The 17,703-nt window shown below is 66.3% G+C and carries 15 protein-coding genes; 13 read left to right on the top strand and 2 right to left on the bottom strand.

The genetic code is table 11. From position 1 onward, the window contains the following. Positions 1–4: 4 nt before the first annotated feature. Complete coding sequence (locus HWN72_RS18050) at positions 5–679, bottom strand: response regulator transcription factor (RefSeq protein ID WP_008828745.1); 675 nt, start codon at positions 677–679, stop codon at positions 5–7. Between the two features lie 205 nt (positions 680–884). Here HWN72_RS18050 and HWN72_RS18045 point away from each other — a divergent pair, with 205 nt between their 5' ends. Further along, on the top strand, positions 885–3,374 hold the full coding sequence (locus HWN72_RS18045) for a PstS family phosphate ABC transporter substrate-binding protein (protein ID WP_231958336.1): 2,490 nt from the start codon (positions 885–887) through the stop codon (positions 3,372–3,374). A gap of 102 nt (positions 3,375–3,476) precedes the next feature. Here HWN72_RS18045 and HWN72_RS18040 read toward each other — a convergent pair whose 3' ends face one another. Further along, a complete protein-coding gene (locus tag HWN72_RS18040; protein WP_036528381.1) occupies positions 3,477–4,481 on the bottom strand; it encodes an endonuclease/exonuclease/phosphatase family protein in 1,005 nt (334 codons plus the stop codon). A 147-nt stretch (positions 4,482–4,628) separates the two neighbouring features. Here HWN72_RS18040 and HWN72_RS18035 point away from each other — a divergent pair, with 147 nt between their 5' ends. The 12 genes from HWN72_RS18035 to HWN72_RS17980 all read left to right on the top strand — a co-directional run bounded on the left by HWN72_RS18035 (position 4,629) and on the right by HWN72_RS17980 (position 17,702). After that, complete coding sequence (locus HWN72_RS18035) at positions 4,629–5,357, top strand: hypothetical protein (RefSeq protein ID WP_211150919.1); 729 nt, start codon at positions 4,629–4,631, stop codon at positions 5,355–5,357. A 90-nt stretch (positions 5,358–5,447) separates the two neighbouring features. Then, on the top strand, positions 5,448–6,071 hold the full coding sequence (locus HWN72_RS18030; protein WP_036528377.1) for an RNA polymerase sigma factor: 624 nt from the start codon (positions 5,448–5,450) through the stop codon (positions 6,069–6,071). Continuing rightward, the gene (locus HWN72_RS18025) at positions 6,055–7,002 is read left to right on the top strand and encodes a FecR domain-containing protein (protein WP_036528375.1); all 948 of its coding nucleotides are present in this window, start codon (positions 6,055–6,057) and stop codon (positions 7,000–7,002) included. Before HWN72_RS18030 ends, HWN72_RS18025 begins: the two co-directional genes overlap by 17 nt. Then, positions 6,980–9,355 carry a TonB-dependent receptor gene (locus tag HWN72_RS18020; protein ID WP_248006096.1) on the top strand — a complete coding sequence of 792 codons (2,376 nt, stop codon included), beginning with the start codon at positions 6,980–6,982 and terminating at the stop codon, positions 9,353–9,355. Before HWN72_RS18025 ends, HWN72_RS18020 begins: the two co-directional genes overlap by 23 nt. Continuing rightward, the gene (locus tag HWN72_RS18015; RefSeq protein WP_211150918.1) at positions 9,342–10,088 is read left to right on the top strand and encodes a DUF2334 domain-containing protein; all 747 of its coding nucleotides are present in this window, start codon (positions 9,342–9,344) and stop codon (positions 10,086–10,088) included. The genes HWN72_RS18020 and HWN72_RS18015 overlap by 14 nt, the downstream gene beginning before the upstream one ends. 58 nt (positions 10,089–10,146) lie before the next feature. Continuing rightward, positions 10,147–11,310, top strand: coding sequence for a glycosyltransferase (locus HWN72_RS18010; protein WP_248006095.1), 1,164 nt, complete (start codon positions 10,147–10,149; stop codon positions 11,308–11,310). 91 nt (positions 11,311–11,401) lie between these two features. Then, on the top strand, positions 11,402–12,286 hold the full coding sequence (locus HWN72_RS18005; protein ID WP_036528424.1) for a hypothetical protein: 885 nt from the start codon (positions 11,402–11,404) through the stop codon (positions 12,284–12,286). Then, a complete protein-coding gene (locus tag HWN72_RS18000; protein ID WP_051587062.1) occupies positions 12,280–12,810 on the top strand; it encodes a DUF2141 domain-containing protein in 531 nt (176 codons plus the stop codon). Before HWN72_RS18005 ends, HWN72_RS18000 begins: the two co-directional genes overlap by 7 nt. Positions 12,811–12,813: 3 nt before the next feature. After that, positions 12,814–13,968 carry a glycosyltransferase gene (locus tag HWN72_RS17995; RefSeq protein ID WP_008828756.1) on the top strand — a complete coding sequence of 385 codons (1,155 nt, stop codon included), beginning with the start codon at positions 12,814–12,816 and terminating at the stop codon, positions 13,966–13,968. A gap of 60 nt (positions 13,969–14,028) precedes the next feature. After that, positions 14,029–15,222, top strand: a complete 1,194-nt coding sequence (locus HWN72_RS17990; RefSeq protein WP_036528370.1) for a hypothetical protein — start codon at positions 14,029–14,031, stop codon at positions 15,220–15,222. 90 nt (positions 15,223–15,312) lie between these two features. Further along, a complete protein-coding gene (locus tag HWN72_RS17985) occupies positions 15,313–16,617 on the top strand; it encodes a lipopolysaccharide biosynthesis protein (protein ID WP_036528368.1) in 1,305 nt (434 codons plus the stop codon). Next, positions 16,617–17,702: a glycosyltransferase gene (locus tag HWN72_RS17980; RefSeq protein WP_036528366.1), complete on the top strand. Its 1,086-nt coding sequence runs from the start codon at positions 16,617–16,619 to the stop codon at positions 17,700–17,702. The genes HWN72_RS17985 and HWN72_RS17980 overlap by 1 nt, the downstream gene beginning before the upstream one ends. Position 17,703: the final 1 nt, after the last annotated feature.

Here is a 17,703-nt window from a genome sequence, read left to right as displayed (position 1 = left end):
CGTCCTAGGCGTTCGCGTCATTGGGCTCGGCCACGTAGCCCATGCCGCGCACCGTCCTGATCGTCAGCGCCTCCCCCAGCTTGCGGCGCAGGCGGCCGATGTAGAGTTCGATGGCATTTGCCCCGGCGTCGTCGTCGAAGTCGAACAGTTGCGCGCCGATCTGCTCCTTGGTCAGCACCTTGCCGATGTTGCCCATCAGGATTTCGAGCAGCCGGTACTCGCGGTTGGGCAGGTGGACCTGGATATCGTCGAGCAGCGCGCGCTTGGCGCTGCGGTCAAACACCAGCTTGCCCAATGTCGTGGTGCTGGTGGTGACGGACTGGGTGCGGCGCAGCAGCACACGGCACCGCGCATCCAGTTCCCGGAAATCGAACGGCTTGGACATGTAATCGTCGGCGCCGACATCGAGCCCGGTGACACGATCCTCGATATCCGATCGCGCCGTCAGCATCAGGACCGGGCACCGGTCTCCCCGGCTGCGCAGGCCCTGCAGGACGGAAAAGCCGTCCATCCCGGGAAGTCCGATATCGAGGATGACGAGGTCGAACGGCTGGTATTTCAGCACGTCGTCGGCTTCCTCGCCGTCCTTGAGCCAGTCGAGAGCGTGGCCGTCGCCGCGCAGCCGCCTTGCGATGGCGTCGCCAACATCCTCGTCGTCCTCAACCAGAAGAATGCGCAATCGTTCTCTCCCTTACGCAATTGCTGCGCAGCATGGGGCTGTTTGCATGCTCAGTTCAAGACCTGAGCGGCGGCAAATTTCGCTTGTGAAGAAATTCCGCGATGCTGCGCCGCAATGACGGCTCGTTGACAGCTTCGTCCGGCAGAACGGGGTCCATTGACAGACGGCGCGATGCGTCGTCAGGGGCAATAATCGGGAGAGAGACATGACTTCCAGGTCTGGAAGAACTGCTGCTGTACATCGCTCGACCAGCCGCGCGCTGGCCGCAAGTTCGCGCTACGCGATCGGGGCCGTCATGCTCTGCGGGCTCGCAGCGGCGCAGGCTCAGGACACCGCGCCGCCGGCGCCGTCGCACGCACAGGACGACAAGCGCGCGACCGGCGAGAGCTACCAGCAGATCATCGACCGGCTGGGCGACGGGATGCTCGAAAACCTCGTCATTCGCGGCGAGCACAACGCGCGGACCGACGCGCGCGCCAAGAAGCGATTCTATACCCAACTGGCGCCGATGGACGATTATCCGGCCTATGCGCCCAAGCAGCAGCTTTCCGGTACGATCCGCATTTCCGGGCTTTACCTGCACGACGGGCTGATCAAGGATCAGTGGGTCGCGGCGTTCCAGAAGTTCCAGCCGGGCGTGAAGGTCGAGATCGTCCAGCAAGGCACGATCGCGTCTGGCAAGGTCGACATCCAGACCGGCCCGCGCATCGCCGACCGCCTGCGCGAAGTGTCGGAATACGAGCGCTCGACCAAGCAGCGCATCTTCGAGGTGGACTGGGCGACGGGATCATACAACGTTCCGGGCTGGAGCCCCGGTTTCGTCATCTTCGTGCACAAGGACAACCCGATCGCGCACATGTCGGTCGACCAGCTCGACGGCATCTTCGCGGGCGCGCGGACCGGCGGCTGGAAGGGCACGACCTGGGATCCGGGCTCGGCGCGGGGAGCGGACAAGAACCTGCGGACCTGGGGCCAACTGGGCCTGACCGGGGAATGGGCGGACAAGCCCATCCACATCTACGGCCGCCCGCTCAAGTACAACATCCAGCTCGGCTTCGAGCGCAAGGTGTTCCAGGGCGGCGACATCTGGAACGAGAATACCATGGAGTATTCGCACGAGATGAACCCGGACTATACCCGGTACACCTCGTCGGTCGAAATGGTGAAGGACATGGCTGCCGACAAGTACGGCATCGTGTTCAGCGACATGGGCTCGTCGATTCCCGGCGTGAGGGCGCTGCCGCTTGCGGCCACCAAGGCGGGGCCGTTCGTGGCCATCACCGAGCAGTCGCTGCGCGACCGCAGCTATCCGCTGTTCATCGAGCAGTGGGCGCAGGCGCGCCTTGCGCCGGGCAAACCGCTCAATCCGCTGGTGAAGGAATTCCTTACCTTCATGCTCAGCCGGGAAGGGCAGGATGCGATCCAGCGCGATGGCAAGTGGTTCACCGTCCCGGCCTCGCACGCGCGCGAGATGATCGCCAGGCTCGATGCCATCGGCCCGCAGGTCGATGAGCGCGAACTCGGGCTGCAGACCGACATGATCGCGCCCAAGAAGTGGGAAGGCGAAAGCCCCGACGAAACCGGCAAGGTTTCGGCTACGCAGGCGTACTACACGAAGCGGTTCGACCTTTCGGGCCTGCCCGCTTACAAGCCGGGCGCGCAGGTATCAGGCGTGATCCGCATGCCCGCGAGTGGGCAGATGATGGCCAGCAAGGTCGGCCCGGCATTGGTCGCTGCCTTCGAAAAGCTGCACCCGGGCGTCAAGTTCGAATTCAAGGACGGCGATCTCAATTCGGGGCAGGTCGATGTCTCGATGGGCCGCAAGTGGACGACCTACTTCGCGGGCGAATACTACAACTTCCAGATGAAGCACGAACGCTCCCCGCGCGAGATACAGATCGCGACCGGGTCGGCCGATGTTTCGGGCTGGAGCCCCGCGTTCGCGATCCTGGTGAACGCAAAGAACCCGATCAAGGGCCTCAGCGTGAAGCAGCTCGACGGCATCTTCGGAGGACCGCGTCGCGGCGGCTGGGCCGGTACGACCTGGCGCCGTCAGGCCGGGCGCGGTGCGGACCAGAACATCCGGACCTGGGCGCAGGCCGGGGTCACGGGCTACTGCGCCAACAAGCCGATCAACGTGGTCATCCCGCCGCTCAAGTATCACCTGATGTCGGTGTTCGAGCGCAAGGTGCTGGCGGGCGGCAATATCTGGAACGACACCGCGCGGGAAGTTCCGCTCGCGCTGAACGCGGACAAGAGCCGGACCGTGCCGAGCGCGGACCGCGCGAAGATCGTCGCCGAGGACCCTTGCGCGATCACCTTCGCGCCCTCGACCTTCGCGGCGGCGGGGACGCGCGTGGTGCCGATCTCGGACGCAAAGGGCAAGGCGTTCGTCAAGCCCAGCCTCGATACCGTGCAGCAGGGCAGCTATCCACTGGGTCTCGGCGTCTATGCCTATGCGGACCAGCTTGCAGGCCAGCCGATGGAGCCCCGGCTCAAGGAATTCCTGCGCTTTGTCCTGAGCCGGGAGGGTCAGGAGATCGTCCAGGCCGACGGCAAGTGGCTGCCGCTGACGGCCAAGGTCGCGCGGGCGCAGATGGAAAAGCTCGACGTGGTGACACCGCAGGTCGTTGCGCCCAAGCCTGCGAAGAAGCCTGACATCTACCTGCCGCCGGACTCGTCCGAAGGATCCTGACGCAGCTGCAGCGCACTAGCCCCAACATTTGCGCTGCCGACGCGCCACCAACCTTGGGGCGAACGCAAGTTCGCCCCATTCTTTTTGCGCTGTCGCGGCGGTTCAGCGAACCGCGTAGCTGGCGACAAAACCCAGATGGTCCGACAATTCGGTCCCGCCGTTGCCGATGCCGAAGGGCACTTCCAGGTCGCGCAAGGCCAGTCCCTCGTCTGTGCCGGCGCGGAAATACTGCTTGTCCTTGGCGCGTGAGAGGATCGCGGTGCGGTCGCGCGCGGCCATCCCCGTCGTGTCGATCGAATTCGCCAGAGACGTTGCCTCCCGCGCCCCGGGCACGATGCCGCCTTCGGCCTCCTCGGCCGCGACGCGGTTGGGGTCGTGGCCGAGATTGAAATCCCCGCCGAAGATGATGTCCGTATCGGCCTGCACATTGGCGCGAATGAAGTTGCGTGCGGCGGCGACTTGCAACGCATAGGCGGTATTGGCCCGGTTCACGTCGACGCCGGAAGCCTTGCGTGAGTTGAGATGGGTGTCGGCGATGGCGACGGGGCCATCGTGTCCCGGCACCTTTATCCACGCTAGCAGCACACCCTTGGCGGCCAGGCAGTCGAAGCCGGCGCACATGTCGGCCGGGAACGCCATCTTGCGCGTGCGGACTATGGGATAGTCGGACAGGATCACGAGGCCGCTATCGACCCATTTACCGAGGCTTTCCCCCTTGATCCAGGACGCGCCCGCGGCAAGATCTGTGGGCGCACTCCGCACGTCGGAGATTTGCGGCCCCAGCGCGACATGAGCGTATCCGGCGGCCTGCGCGATGGCCTTGGCTTCCGGTATGAAGGCCTCCTGAAGCAGGACGACATGCGGCTGCACCCCGGCGCGGCGCAAGTAGCCCAGGCGCTGCCCGATCTCGGTCAGCTTGCCGGCGCGGCCGTAGGCGGCGGGGAAGGGCAAGCCCTTGACGTTGTAGGTCATGACCGAAAGCTCGCCCGCCACATGCGGACGGGCGTGCACCGGCTCGGGCGAGACGGCGGCGGGGGAAGGCAGGGACAAGTTCAGGGCGAGGATTCCCGCCAGGGTGGCGACGGTCAACATGCGCAGGCGCTTCACGCGAGATACTCCCACAGGTTCACGCAGTAGACCCCGCGGTCCGGCGTGACCCGCACCTTCGAAATTCGATGTGCGGTTCCCTGCAGGCGACGGAGTCCCAGCATTGTCCCGGGTTTGTCGGACAGCAACGGAAGGGAAGCGGCGCGGATGCGCGGAACCGGAACCTTGAGTCTATTTTGCGTGCTGGCGGCGGCGGCGGCGGCGGCGGCGGCTGCGCCGGCCGGTGCGGAGGCACGCTCTGCAAAGATGCACGGTGCCCGCGCGGTCTCGCTCCTGCCTGAACAAGTGCGCTGGAGCGGGCACGATCGCGGCATCGTGGATCGCGGGAAGGCCGTCAGTCTGGCGGTCGATGGCGGAGATGCGGGCTGGAGCTTCGACTACCTGTCCCTGCGATCCTCACGCGATGGCGACGTGGACTGCTGCGCGTCGGGCGATCATTTCAGCGATCATCAGGCAGGGCTGCGCGCATGGCACGCCGTGGGCGACGGGGACACCGTCGGACTACGCGCCGATATCGGCAAGGCGGGGCGTCGCAGCATGTCTCCCGCGGTGCTTCCCGCGAAATCGACGGCGGGCTACGCATCGGCGCAGGTGACCTGGGATCATCGCGGCCAGTGGTCGGTCTCGACCGGATGGTTCCGGCAGGGCGGCTGGGGTGGCCGGCAGATGGACCTCGATGTGATACGGATGGGCAACGGTGAACCGGCGGCGGCACGCGGTGTGCGCGCCGCCTTGCGGATGAACCTGAGCGACGGGGGTGACGACGCGCGCACCTGGCTGATGCTGGAGGCTCGCGAAGGCCGCCGCGCGGTCGGCGCCGGAACGGGAATGCGCCATGCGAGCGACGTCGGGTTTACCCTGACGTCGATGTTCTGAATGGGCGCGATGATGACACCGGCGGCTCGTTCGCGTAAGGGTCTGCTCCGCCCTGGAGGGGAGACTGCATTTGCCAAGGCTGGACGGGCAATGACATCCGATGGCCACGAAGTTCCGGTCGATGCCGGCCTGCGCCAGTTGTGCCTGACGCTGCGGCCCGAACTGCGCCGGTTCCTGCTGGCGCGCCGTGTCAGCGAGACGGACGTCGACGACCTGTTGCAGGACCTGTTTCTCCGGGTGGAGACGAGTGTGACCGGACCGGTACGCTCGCCGCGGGCCTATCTCTACCAGATGCTCAACAACATGGCGCATACCCGCCGCCGTACCGAAGCGCGGCAGCAGGCTCGCGATGCGGACTGGCTCGGCGCGCCGTCCGGCCTGGCTGCGACGGATATCGAGATGGCGGATCTCGCTCCGGACCAGGAGACGACGCTGCTCGCCCGCGATCATCTGGCTCGCGTGGAAGCGCGGCTGGCAAAGCTGCCGGAACGCACGGCCTACGTCTTCCGGCAATATCGCATCGCAGGCGTGTCGCAGAAGGAGATCGCGCGCGATCTCGGCATCAGCCTGAGCGCGGTCGAAAAACATCTCCAGCGCGCCTATGGCGCCGTACTTGAAATCCGCAATCGTCTGAACCCGGAGGCGATGCCGCCGACCGGTTCAGGCGGGACAGTCCTCGACACTGCAGGAGGCACCGATGCAGCCGCTCGCTGAACAGACCATGCGCGATGCAGCGATCGCCTGGCACTTGCGCCTGAGCGATGGTTCGGACGCGGACTGGGGCGGTTTCGCCGACTGGCTCGAAGCCGATCCGCGCCACAACGACATCTACGAAGCCGTCTGCGACGCCGACCTGGCGCTGGAGCCGGCGGTGGAGATCGCCCGCGAAGCGCCCGCTGAAGTCGAGGTCGATCCGTTCCCGGAGATGGCGCAGCTGCGCCCCGCACGCCGCTGGATGTGGCCGGCAATGGCCGCTTCCGTCGCTTTCGCAGCGCTGGGCACCTGGGCCGGTTCCGGCCTTCTGTCGAGCGATTATTCGGTGCGTACCGCACCTGGAGAGACCCGGACTTTCGCGCTGTCTGACGGCACGCGTATCGTCCTTAACGGCGGGACGGAGATCGTGCTGGACAAGTCCGATCCCCGGGTCGCCACGCTCAAGGGCGGTGAGGCGCAGTTCACGGTTAGTCATGACGCCGCGCGGCCCTTCACGCTGTCGGTCGGTGACCAGCGCATCGTCGATGTGGGCACCGTATTCAACGTGCGCAGTGGCAAGGACGTGCTGCGGGTCGAAGTGGCCGAAGGCGCGGTGCGCTTCGAGGACGGCATGACTCGCCTGCGCCTGAATGCCGGGGATACGCTCGATGCGGGGAGCGGCAGCATCGTCGAAGGTTCGAAGCCGGCGGCGGAGATCGGCGGCTGGACACGCGGACGGCTGGTCTATCACGATGCACCGATGGTCGAGGTCGCGGCGGATATCACCCGCGCGCGGGGCATTGCCGTCGAACTGGGTTCGGATATTTCGCATCGTCGTTTTTCCGGCGTCATTCAGCTTGATGGCGATGACGTCTCCCTCCAAAAGCGCGTCGGCACTCTGCTTGGTTTGAAGGTGACGGCAACTGCCGATGGTTGGTCGATTACGCGGTAGGAGATGGGCGCGCGCAAGCCTGGCAACGGCGGTTGCTCTGGCGCTTCCCGTATCGGCTCAGGCGCGGCCCGCGCAGCAGTTCTCGGTTCCGGCCGGGCGGCTGTCGGACGCACTGATCGTGCTGTCGGAGCAGGCGGGTATCTCGATCGCGATCGGGGACAGCCGCCTCGATACCCTGCGTACGCGCGGGATCAGGGGGCGCTATGACACGGAGCAGGCGCTGGCCGTGCTGCTTGCGGGCAGTGGCTACGGTTTCGTCTTCGTCGATGCCCGGACCGTGAAGCTGGTGCGGCAGGCCCCGGCGCCGCGCAAAAGCACTCCCCGCCCCCCGCGCCCATCCCCGCCTGCGGAGGGTTCCGGCCCCGACATCGTCGTCACCGCGACCAAGCAGCGCCTTGGGCTGCTCGACTACCCTGCCAGTATCTCGGTCGTCGCGCCCGAGCGGACGGAGCTTGCGCGCGCCGGTGGCAAGGGCACCGGCTTCATCCTCGGCAAGCTGCCCCAGCTTTCCTCCACGAACCTGGGGCCGGGCCGCAACAAGGTGTTCATTCGCGGGATCGCCGACAGCAGCTTCAACGGTTCCAGCCAGGCGACGATCAGCCAATACCTGGGCGAAACGCGTCTGATCTACAGCGCGCCCGATCCCGATCTGGCGCTTTACGACATCGCCCGCGTCGAAGTGCTCGAAGGGCCGCAAGGCACGCTCTACGGTGCGGGGACGCTGGGCGGCATCATCCGTCTGGTGCCCAACGCGCCCGACCTGCAATCCGATACCTTCGACGTGTCCGCAGGCGTTCGCCTGACGCAGGACGGTGCGCCGGGCGGCGACGGGGCGGTGACCGGCAATCTCGTGCTCGCGCGGGGCAAGCTGGCGCTGCGCGCAGTTGCCTACGAAACCGTTGACGGCGGCTATATCGACGATGTCGAGCGGGGCTTGCGCGACATCAACCGCAACAAGACCACGGGCTTCCGCGCCGGTTTGCGCTGGCAGCCGGACATGGCGTGGACCGTCGACCTGTCGGTCCTCAGCCAGGACATCGCCTCTCGCGACGGGCAATACACCTTGCGGGGCGAGCCGGACCTGACCCGCCGGTCCGCGATCGCGCAACCGTTCGACAACGACTATCGACTCGCCGACCTCACGGTGCGGCGGGACTGGGGCGCGGTGCAGTTGGTGTCCTCCACCGGCTACGCCGATCACACGATCGATTCCACGTTCGACGCGACGCCTGGCGACGCCGCATCGCCGACCGAGTTCACCGAGGAGATCACGGTGCACCTCCTGTCCCACGAGACGCGATTGTCCGGCAGTTGGGGCGGATCGGGGACCTGGCTGGCCGGGTTCGGCGTCGTGCACAACGACGACCGGGTCGTGCGCAGCATGGGCACGCCCGGCTCGCCGGACCTGCTCACCAGCCTTTCGAACACGACGCTCGACCTGGCCGGGTTCGGGGAAGTCGGGGTGCCGATCACGAAAACGCTCGTGCTGACCGCAGGCGGACGGCTGAGCTACGTGCGGCAGACGAGCCAGTTCATCGGGCAGATGGCGTCCGAGGACTTCGAGCCGGTACGCACCCAGAAGCGGTTCCTTCCCTCTGCCGCGATTTCGTGGACGGCGGGGCCCGGACTGCTCGCCTATGGCCGTTTCCAGCAGGGCTATCGTCCCGGCGGGCTGCAGGTGACGGGTTCCTCCAACTCGCAGAGCGCCGAGCGTTTCGGGGCCGACCGTATCCGCACCCTCGAGGCGGGCGTTCGTTTCGGGATGGAGAAGGATGCCCGCCTCTCGGGAAGCCTCGCGGTCTCGCTGGCGCAGTGGCGGGACGTGCAGGCCGATCTCGTGGGCCTGGACGGGCTACCCTATATCGCCAACATCGGTTCCGGCCGTGTGAAGAACGTGGCGTTTTCGCTGGCATGGCGCGCTCAGGACCATCTGTCGTTCGAAGCCGCGGGCTTCCTCAATTCCAGCGACTTGTCCAAACCGGCGGCCGCCTTTGCCGACGCCACCGATCGTGACTTGCCCAACATCGCCGACGAAGGCTGGCGCGTGGCGGCCAAGTACGATCGGGAATTGTCATGGGCGCGGATCACGCTCGACGCAGCGGTACGTTATGTCGGTCATTCCAAGCTCGCGATCCGGGCGCCTTTCGCGCTGGGGCAGGGGCGCTACTACGACGTATCGACGGGCGCGCGACTGGGCTTCGGCAAATGGGGCTTGGCGCTGGACCTCGACAACCTGCTCAATACCCGCGCGAATACATTCGCCTTTGGCAATCCCTTCTCCGTCGCGGACGGACTGCAGCAGACGCCGATGCGTCCGCGCTCGATCAGGATAGGTTTCGATGCAAGTTTCTGAGAAGCGCCTGCTGGCCTCGATCCACGACGTCGCGCCCTGCTTCGAAAGCCAGGTGGACCGGCTTGCCGACCTGATCGAGGCGCGGCTCGGCCCGGCGCGTTATGCCATGCTGGTGGTGCCCGATCACTGGGGCCGTGCTCCGATTGCCGAGGCGCGCGGGTTCCAGGCCCGGCTGCGTGCCTGGGCGGACAGCGGGGTGGAGATGTTCGTGCATGGCTGGGTTCACCGCGATACCGCCGAGCACAAGGGCGCGGCCAGCCTGAAGGCGCGGCACATGACGGCGGGCGAGGGGGAGTTCCTGGGCCTTTCCCATGCCGAGGCCCTGCAGCGCATGCGCGACGGCAAGGCGCTGGTCGAGGACATCATCGGCAAACCGGCCGCCGGTTTCATCGCGCCCGCCTGGCTCTACGGTCCGGGCGCGATGCAGGCGCTGGGTGAATGCGGCTTTGCCCTGGCCGAGGACCACATGCGCGTGTGGCGACCGGGGCAAGAGGACAAGCCGCTGGCGCGCGGACCGGTAGTCACCTGGGCATCGCGCAGCACGATGCGCACGGCGTCCTCGCTGGCCTTCGCGGCGTTGGCGCGGCCGGCGCTGCAGCCGCTGCGCACCTTGCGGCTGGCGGTCCACCCCGGGGACGTGACCAAGGCCTCGATCGTCGCCAGCATCGATGCCACCTTGCGGGCTTTCTCCCGTCGCCATGTCCCGGGCCGCTACGCCGACCTCCTGAAATAATTTGCATATCCCCGCACCAGGGAGTGCGGGTCCTGTCGGGGCGCGGAGTCCCATGGGCATGACGGAGCCCTTGCGGATCGCAATACCCATCCACAGCTTCGAACCCGGTGGGGTCGAGCGTGTGGCTCTCAATCTGGCTGAACGCTGGCAGCAGACCGGCCACCAGGTGTCCATCGTTCTGGGACGGGACGAAGGCTCGGATCGGGGGCGCGTCAGCGCGCACCTCGACTACCGGATCGTCTTGAGCCGCGTGCCGACCGCGCGGTTCGAGACGCTCTGGATGATCTGGTGCTTCTTCCTACATCTTTCCCGCGAGCGGGTGGACGTGATCTTCTGCCCCGGCAACACATACGCGATCGTCTGCGTCGCCGCCCGCCTCCTGCTGGGTGAGCGCTGCCCGCCCATCGTGAGCAAGGTGAGCAACGACCTCGTGCGGCGCGACAAGTCGATCTTCCGGCGGCGCGTCTACCAGTTGTGGTTGCGGGTGCAGGGGATGACTCTGGACCGGTTCGTGGCGCTGGCCGAACCCATGCACGGCGAGATCGTCCAATCCATGTCAGTGGGGGCACATCGTGTCACGACCATCCACGATCCGGCGCTCACCGAGGCGCGCTATGACCGTCTCTTGGCGATCCCCCGCATTCAGAGGAGCCGCCATCGCTATCGCTTCCTGGCGCTTTCGCGTCTCGTGCCCCAGAAGAACCTCGAAGTCATGCTGCGGGCCTTCGCAGCCGGCTTCAGGCCGGGCGACGAACTCACGATCGTGGGCGACGGGCCGGAACGGGCGCAACTCGAAGCGCTCGTGCGCGGTCTGGCGATCGAGGAAAAGGTGCGCTTTCGCGGCCATGTGATTGATCCCGACCCTTATCTGCGGGACGCCGACTGCCTTCTGCTTTCCTCGAACTACGAGGGCGTGCCGGCCGTCGTCCTGGAAGCGATCGCCGCCGGGCTTCAGATCGTCGCCACCGACTGTTCCTCCAGCATGAAGGAACTGGCCGGACGAGGGGTGCGCGCCACGCTGGTGCCGGTCGGGGACATCGACGCGATGGCGCGGGAAATTGCGCATGCGGACGAGCTTCCGCGGCCCGGCCCGATGCAGCGCGAGTATTCGCACCGCTTTACTGTCGAGATCGCTGCCGGAGCCTACGTGACGACCATGCGGCGGGCCATTGCTTCGGCCAGACATATGCGGGTCCTGATGGCCTCGCCAACGCTGCGATAATCGCGAACCTCCCCTGGATATCCCGTTCACTCTCAAGGAATTCCTTGTGCTTCAGCCCCCTTCTCTTTCAATGGCGGAACGACCGAACGTGATGCTTCGCGCGCAGGATACGCTATCATGGAAGCGCCGGACTGCGCTGTTGCCGGTCCTGTTCTCGATCCTGATCGCGCTTGGGGTGGTCCTCGAGCTGCGCGGCATGGACACGGTGCGGATCCTGTCCATGGTCCCTCGCGATCCGGGCTTCTGGATCGTCTTCGCGCTCAGCTATCTCGCCGGTCCCGGCAGCGAGTGGTTCATCTATCGCCGCTTGTGGCAGCTCCCTGTGGAAGGTTTCGCGGCGCTGCTGCGCAAGCTGGTGTGCAACGAACTCCTGCTCGGCTACCTGGGCGAAGCCTATTTCTACACCTGGGCGCGCCAGCGTGCCGCCATGACCGCAGCGCCCTTCGGAGCGATCAAGGACGTGTCGATCCTGTCCGCGATGACGGGCAACGGCGTCACGCTCGTCCTGCTGGTGGTGCTGTGGCCCTTCCTGGGCTCGTCCACGATCGGGTTCGAGAACCGGGCGGTCATGCTGTCGCTTTCGGTGGTGCTGGCAACGTCGATCCTGGCGATGGCGTTCCGGCGCCGGATATTTTCGCTGGACCGGGGCGCGCTTTGGTACATCACCTTCATGCATCTGGGGCGCATCGTCCTTACGACGATCCTTTCGGCGGTGCTGTGGCACATGGTACTCCCCTCGGTTCCGGCGATGTGGTGGCTGCTGCTGGCGACGATGCGCTTGCTGATCTCGCGCCTGCCGTTCATCCCGAACAAGGACGTGGTCTTCGCGGGCATCGCCGTCTTCACGCTTGGTCACGAGACCGACATCGCCGCGCTCATGACGATGATGGCCTCGGCGATCCTGTTGGTGCACCTTGTCCTGGGGCTCGGTCTGGTGATGTCCGACCTGCTGCGCCGAGCCGTCGACGCATGGTGATCCGCGCCACGTCGCTGTTTGTGACTGCCCTGCTGCTCGGCGCGGCGGCGCTCCCCTCTTCGCCTGACCTGGGAAAGAAGGAAGGGCAATGCCGCCGGGATGAGCAGGGGCCGTCGCTGCTGGTCGATGTCGAGGGACTGAAGGACCGGCAGGGCTCCCTGAAGCTGGAAGTCTATCCCGCCAACGACGAAGACTTCCTGGCGGACGATAACGTCCTGCTCAACGCCGGAAAGGTTTTCCGACGGGTCGAGGTGCCGGTTCCGCAGACAGGAAGTGTCCGCTTGTGCATCCGTGTTCCGGGACCGGGCGCATATGCGGTCTCGCTGCTGCATGACAGGGATGGCAATCGCAAGTTCGGATGGACCGTCGATGGCATCGGCTTCTCCGGAAACCCGAAGCTGGGCTGGAGCAAGCCCAAGGCGGCCAGGGTTGCGGTGACAACCGGCGCCGGGCCGACACTGCTGTCCATCCTGATGAACTATCGCAGCGGCCTGGGCGTCGCGCCGCTCAAGCGAAAGGGCTGAGCCTTGAAAATCGTCGATGTCTGTGCCTTCTACAGCCCCCAGGGCGGCGGGGTGCGTACCTATATCGAGCAGAAGCTGCGGATAGGCCCGCAGCTCGGCCACGAGATCGTCGTCATCGTCCCGGGCGAGGAACATGCGATCGTCGAGCGCGGTCCCGGCGCATCGATCGTCACGTTGCCGTCCCCGCGCTTCCCGCTGGACCGCAAGTACGGCTACTTCGCCGACGAGGCCGCGCTGCATGCCGCACTGGATGCGCAGAAACCCGATGTGGTGGAGGTCTCGTCGCCCTGGCGCAGTCCGGCCATGGTGGCCCGCTGGCAGGGCAACGCGCGCCGCAGCCTGGTGATGCACGCCGATCCGCTGTCCGCCTACGCCTATCGCTGGTTTGAGCCGTTCCTCGCTCGCTCCCGTATCGATCGCGGGTTCGAGCGCTATTGGGATCACCTGCGCGAACTCGGCCTAGCGTTCGACATGACCGTCTGCGCCAACCACGACCTCGCAGGCAGGCTTCGCGATGGCGGGGTGTCCGGCGTGCGCGTTCATCCGCTCGGCGTCGAAACCGGCGTTTTCACGCCCGAGCGACGTGATCCGGAGTTGCGGGCACGGCTTCTGGCCCTGTGCGGCCTTGATCCGAATGCCCGACTGCTGGTGGCGGCGGGCAGGCTGGCGCCGGAAAAGCGCTGGCCGATGGTGGTGGATGCGGTCGTCGCGGCGAGTGCGCAAGTGCCGGTGGGCCTGGTCCTGTTCGGCGAAGGCCGCGAGAAGCGCGCGATCCGCAGCGCTATCGCCGGCAATCCGCACGTCCGCCTGTTCGAGCCCGAGCGCGATCGCTTTGCCTTCGCCGCAATCCTGGCGAGCGCCGATGCCGTCGTCCACGGCTGCGAGGCCGAGACCTTCTGCATGGTCGGCGCCGAAGCACGGGCCAGCGGAACAACCGTGATCGTGCCCGATGCGGGGGGCGCTGCCGATCATGCGCTGAACGGCGGTGGGCTGACCTTCAAGGCCGGCAACCGTTTCTCGCTGGCGAATGCGATCGTGAAATTCTGCGAGAGCCCGCAAATCCCGCAAGGCCAACGCAAGGTCGTCAGCAACCTCCAGCATTTCGAGGGGCTTTTCGCCGCTTACGGGGAACTGCGCCGCAGCGTCAGGGCCGCGTGACGTCGAAAAAATTGTGACGGATGGGGTGCGGGTCTTCGCGGGTCGCGGAGTCAAGCCACTATGCGCATCGGATTCCTGTTCAATCACGACCAGATACACCAGGTCGCCCATAGTCTTCCGATCGCAATGGCCCTCGTTGAGATCGGCTTCGGCGGGAAGATCGTGGTCGCCACGACGAACGCGGCGCTGGCGGCCGAGGTGCGGCGCATCGGCGGCGCACATATCGGCTCGACCATCGAACATGTTGAACTCGAACCGTCCCCGCTGTCGCGGCGGGTGGATGCACTGCTCGGCAAAGTGGTGCCAGCCGGAAAGCTGCTGATCTATCGGGACAATCTGGCGTTTTTCCGTGGTCTTGACGTACTGGTGGTGGCGGAGAAGACCTCGCTGATCCTCAAGAAGCGATACGGTCTCACCAACCTCGGCATCGTTCACACCCGGCACGGCGCCGGCGACAGGGCCATCGGTTTCAACAAGGCCAGCGCCTGCTTCGACCATGTGCTGTGCTCAGGCCCCAAGATCCGCGACCGGCTTGTTCAGGAAGCCGGGATGGCCCCCGAGGCGATCACCATCGTCGGCTACCCCAAGTTCGATCTGGTCCGCGAAACCCGGCAGGTCAGCTTTCTTCCCACCGTGGAGCAGGTCGTGCTCTACAACCCCCACCCGTCGCCGCACCTGTCTTCATGGTATCGCCACGGCCACGGCGTCTTCGAGCAGTTCCTGGGACGCGCCGACCAAGGGTTGCTGTTCGCCCCGCACGTGATGCTGTTCCAGCGGCAATACGTAGTGACGATCGACAGGCTGACGGTCGATCGGGCAGGAGAGATACCGCCCCGTTTCCTGCGCGGCGACAACATCAAGGTCGATCTCGGCAGCCGGGCATCGACCGACATGAGCTACACTCTCTCGGCCGACGTCTATCTCGGCGACGCGAGCAGCCAGGTCTACGAATTCCTGCTGCGGCCGCGGCCCTGCATCTTCCTGAACACCCATGGCCACGAGTGGCATGGCGACCCCAACTTCCGGCACTGGACGGCCGGGGAGGTCATCACCCGGCCCGAAGCATTGCTACAGGCGCTGGAGCGGGCCGAAGAGCTTCACGCGACCCGTTACCGTACCGTGCAGCAGGACCTGTTCGCGCAGAGCTTCGATCTTCAGGACACCCCGTCTTCCATTCGTGCCGCGAATGCCGTAGCGGCTTTCGCGGAACGGCGCCGCCGGGATAACCGCCATCTCAAGCTCGTTCCGGCGTGAGTACAAAGACTGGTAATGTCGGATAGCAAGCCGCTAGAAGCGCACGATGAATGGGCAACAGCACGTCGCGCCGAAAATCCTGATGGGCGAATGGTGACCGATCGACCGGCGGGCCGGGTCCGCCGCATCTTTGCGAGCCTTGGCCTGGTGCTGGGAGGCAAGGCGGGCGCGGGCATCATGAGCCTGGGCTATCTGTTGCTGGCGACGCGTTACCTGGGGCCGAAGGACTACGGCGTGCTGGTCCTCGTCCATGCCTATGTCACCACGGTTTGCGGGGTGATCGAATTCCCCTCGTGGCAGGCGATCGTGCGCTATGGTGCCGAGGCCGACCGCGATGGGCAAGCCCACCGCCTTTCGCGATTGCTGCGCTTCGGCGCCAAGGTCGAACTGGCCGGGGGCGCCCTCGCAGTGATCTCGGCGATGGCGTTGGTGCCGTTCGTCGGTCCCCATCTCGGCTGGTCTCCGAAGGCGATGGCCTTTGCGCCGTACTACGCCTTCGCCGTGCTGGGATCGGTGCGCTCGACGCCTTCAGGCTACCTGCAACTGTGCGGGCGCTTCGATCTGCTGGGCCTGCACAACCTCGTGCAGCCTACGGTAAGGCTGATCGGGACATTGGTGGTGATCGCGTGCGGATGGGGCGTGAAATCGTTCCTCTTCGCATGGCTGCTCGCGGCTCTGGCGGAATTCGCCGCGATGTGGGGTCTCGGCCTGTGGATGGCGGCGAAGCGCCTGGGCAATGCGATAGTGCGTCCCGAGCCCGGCCGGGTGACCGACGACAACACCGGCATCTGGCGCTTCATGCTGGCGAGCAATGCGGACGTGACCCTCGGAGACCTGACCGGCCGCGTCGCGCCGCTGGTCATCGGATGGGTGATGGGACCGGCCATGGCGGGCCTCTTTGCGGTCGCGCAGCGCGCTACCGTCATCCTCGCGCAGCCCGCGCAGATCCTCGGCAATGCTTCCTACGCCGAACTGGCTCACATCGTTGCGGGTGGATACGGCGGCAGGGCGCTGCGCCAGACGCTTCTCAAGGTCGTCGGCATCGCGGTGCTGGCGGCGGTTCCCGTCGTGCTGATCGTCGGGATTTTCCCGACCCAGATCATCCGCCTGATGGCAGGCCCGGCTTTCGGCGCCGCGTCGGGCGTGATGATCGCGCTGGTCGCCGCGCGTGCTGTTGCGCTCATAGGTCCGCCTTGCACCTCGGCACTCACGGCGCTTGGCCACCCGGCCCGGTCGATGTGGGCCAACCTGCTGTCGAGCTTCGCCTTCCTGCCGCTCCTTCCCTGGCTGCTGACGACCTTCGGGTTGATGGGGGCGGGCATCCAGGCGGTGGCGCAGGCGGTCGTGGCCAACGGATTGCTCGCGGTCCTCGTCTGGCGCACCAGCGGCCGGTGATGACGGGTCCCCGGATCGCCTATGTCATCAACTCGCTGGAGGGTGGCGGCGCGGCGCTTCCGGTGCCTGCCATCCTTGCGGTGCTGCGCGGTGCCGGTGCACAAGTCCGCGTCCTTGCCCTGACCCGTCGCGACGGCAGGGCTCTGCCTGCCATGGAGGCGGCGGGCCTCGATGTCGCGGTGCGCGAAGGCGGAGAGGCCGACCATCTCGCCGCCGCCCGATGGCTGACCCGCGAACTGCGCGGGTGGGAGGCGACCCATCTGTGGACCTCGCTCAGCCGCGCGACGATCCTCGGGCTGGTACTGGGGCCGCATTTGGGAATTCCCGTGATCGCATGGCAGCATAACGCCTTCCTCAAGCCCTGGAACGAGCGTCTCCTGCGCCTGCTTCAAGCCCGCGCGGCAATGTGGGTGGCGGATTCGCATGTGGTCGAGGAACTCACCGCCCGGCGCCTCGGTGTCCCTGCGGACCGGCTAGCGACATGGCCGATCTATGCCGCCGATCCCGCGATGCCGCAGGCGCGCGCCTGGCAGCCGGGGGAAGTCCTGCGTCTCGGCAGTCTCGGCAGGCTTCACCCGGCCAAGGGCTACGACGTGCTGATCGCGGCGCTGGTCCGATTGCGAGAGCAGGGGTTCCGTCCCCCGGTTCCCTTCGAGATCGCCATTGCGGGCGACGGTGCGCAAGGCCCGCGACTGGCGGCACTGGCTGCCGAAGCCGGTATCGAAGGACTGCGCCTCACCGGTTACGCCACCGAACCTCGGGCCTTCCTTGAAACCCTGCACCTCTACCTCCAGCCTTCGCGGCGGGAGGGCTTCTGCATTGCCGCCCACGAGGCGTTGACTGCTGGCCTTCCGGTCATCGCATCGCGTGTGGGCGAACTCGCTTTCTCGGTCCGGCCGCAGGTCAACGGATGGCTTGCCGAGCCCGAGGATCCGGTTTCGCTCGCCACGACGCTGCGCGAAGCCCTGTCCGCCCCCGATGCCCTCGCGGCGCTGGGGCGGCAGGCCCGGGCGCAGATGCTGGACGAGTATTCCCAGGCGCGCTTCGAACGGACCGGAAGGGCCATCTGGTCGCGCCTGGGGTAAC

Source organism: Novosphingobium sp. HR1a, assembly GCF_015594425.1.
In the GTDB taxonomy this organism is placed as follows: domain Bacteria; phylum Pseudomonadota; class Alphaproteobacteria; order Sphingomonadales; family Sphingomonadaceae; genus Novosphingobium; species Novosphingobium resinovorum_A.
Note: the sequence above shows the minus strand (reverse complement) of the source record. Positions and strands in the feature narration are given on the sequence as shown.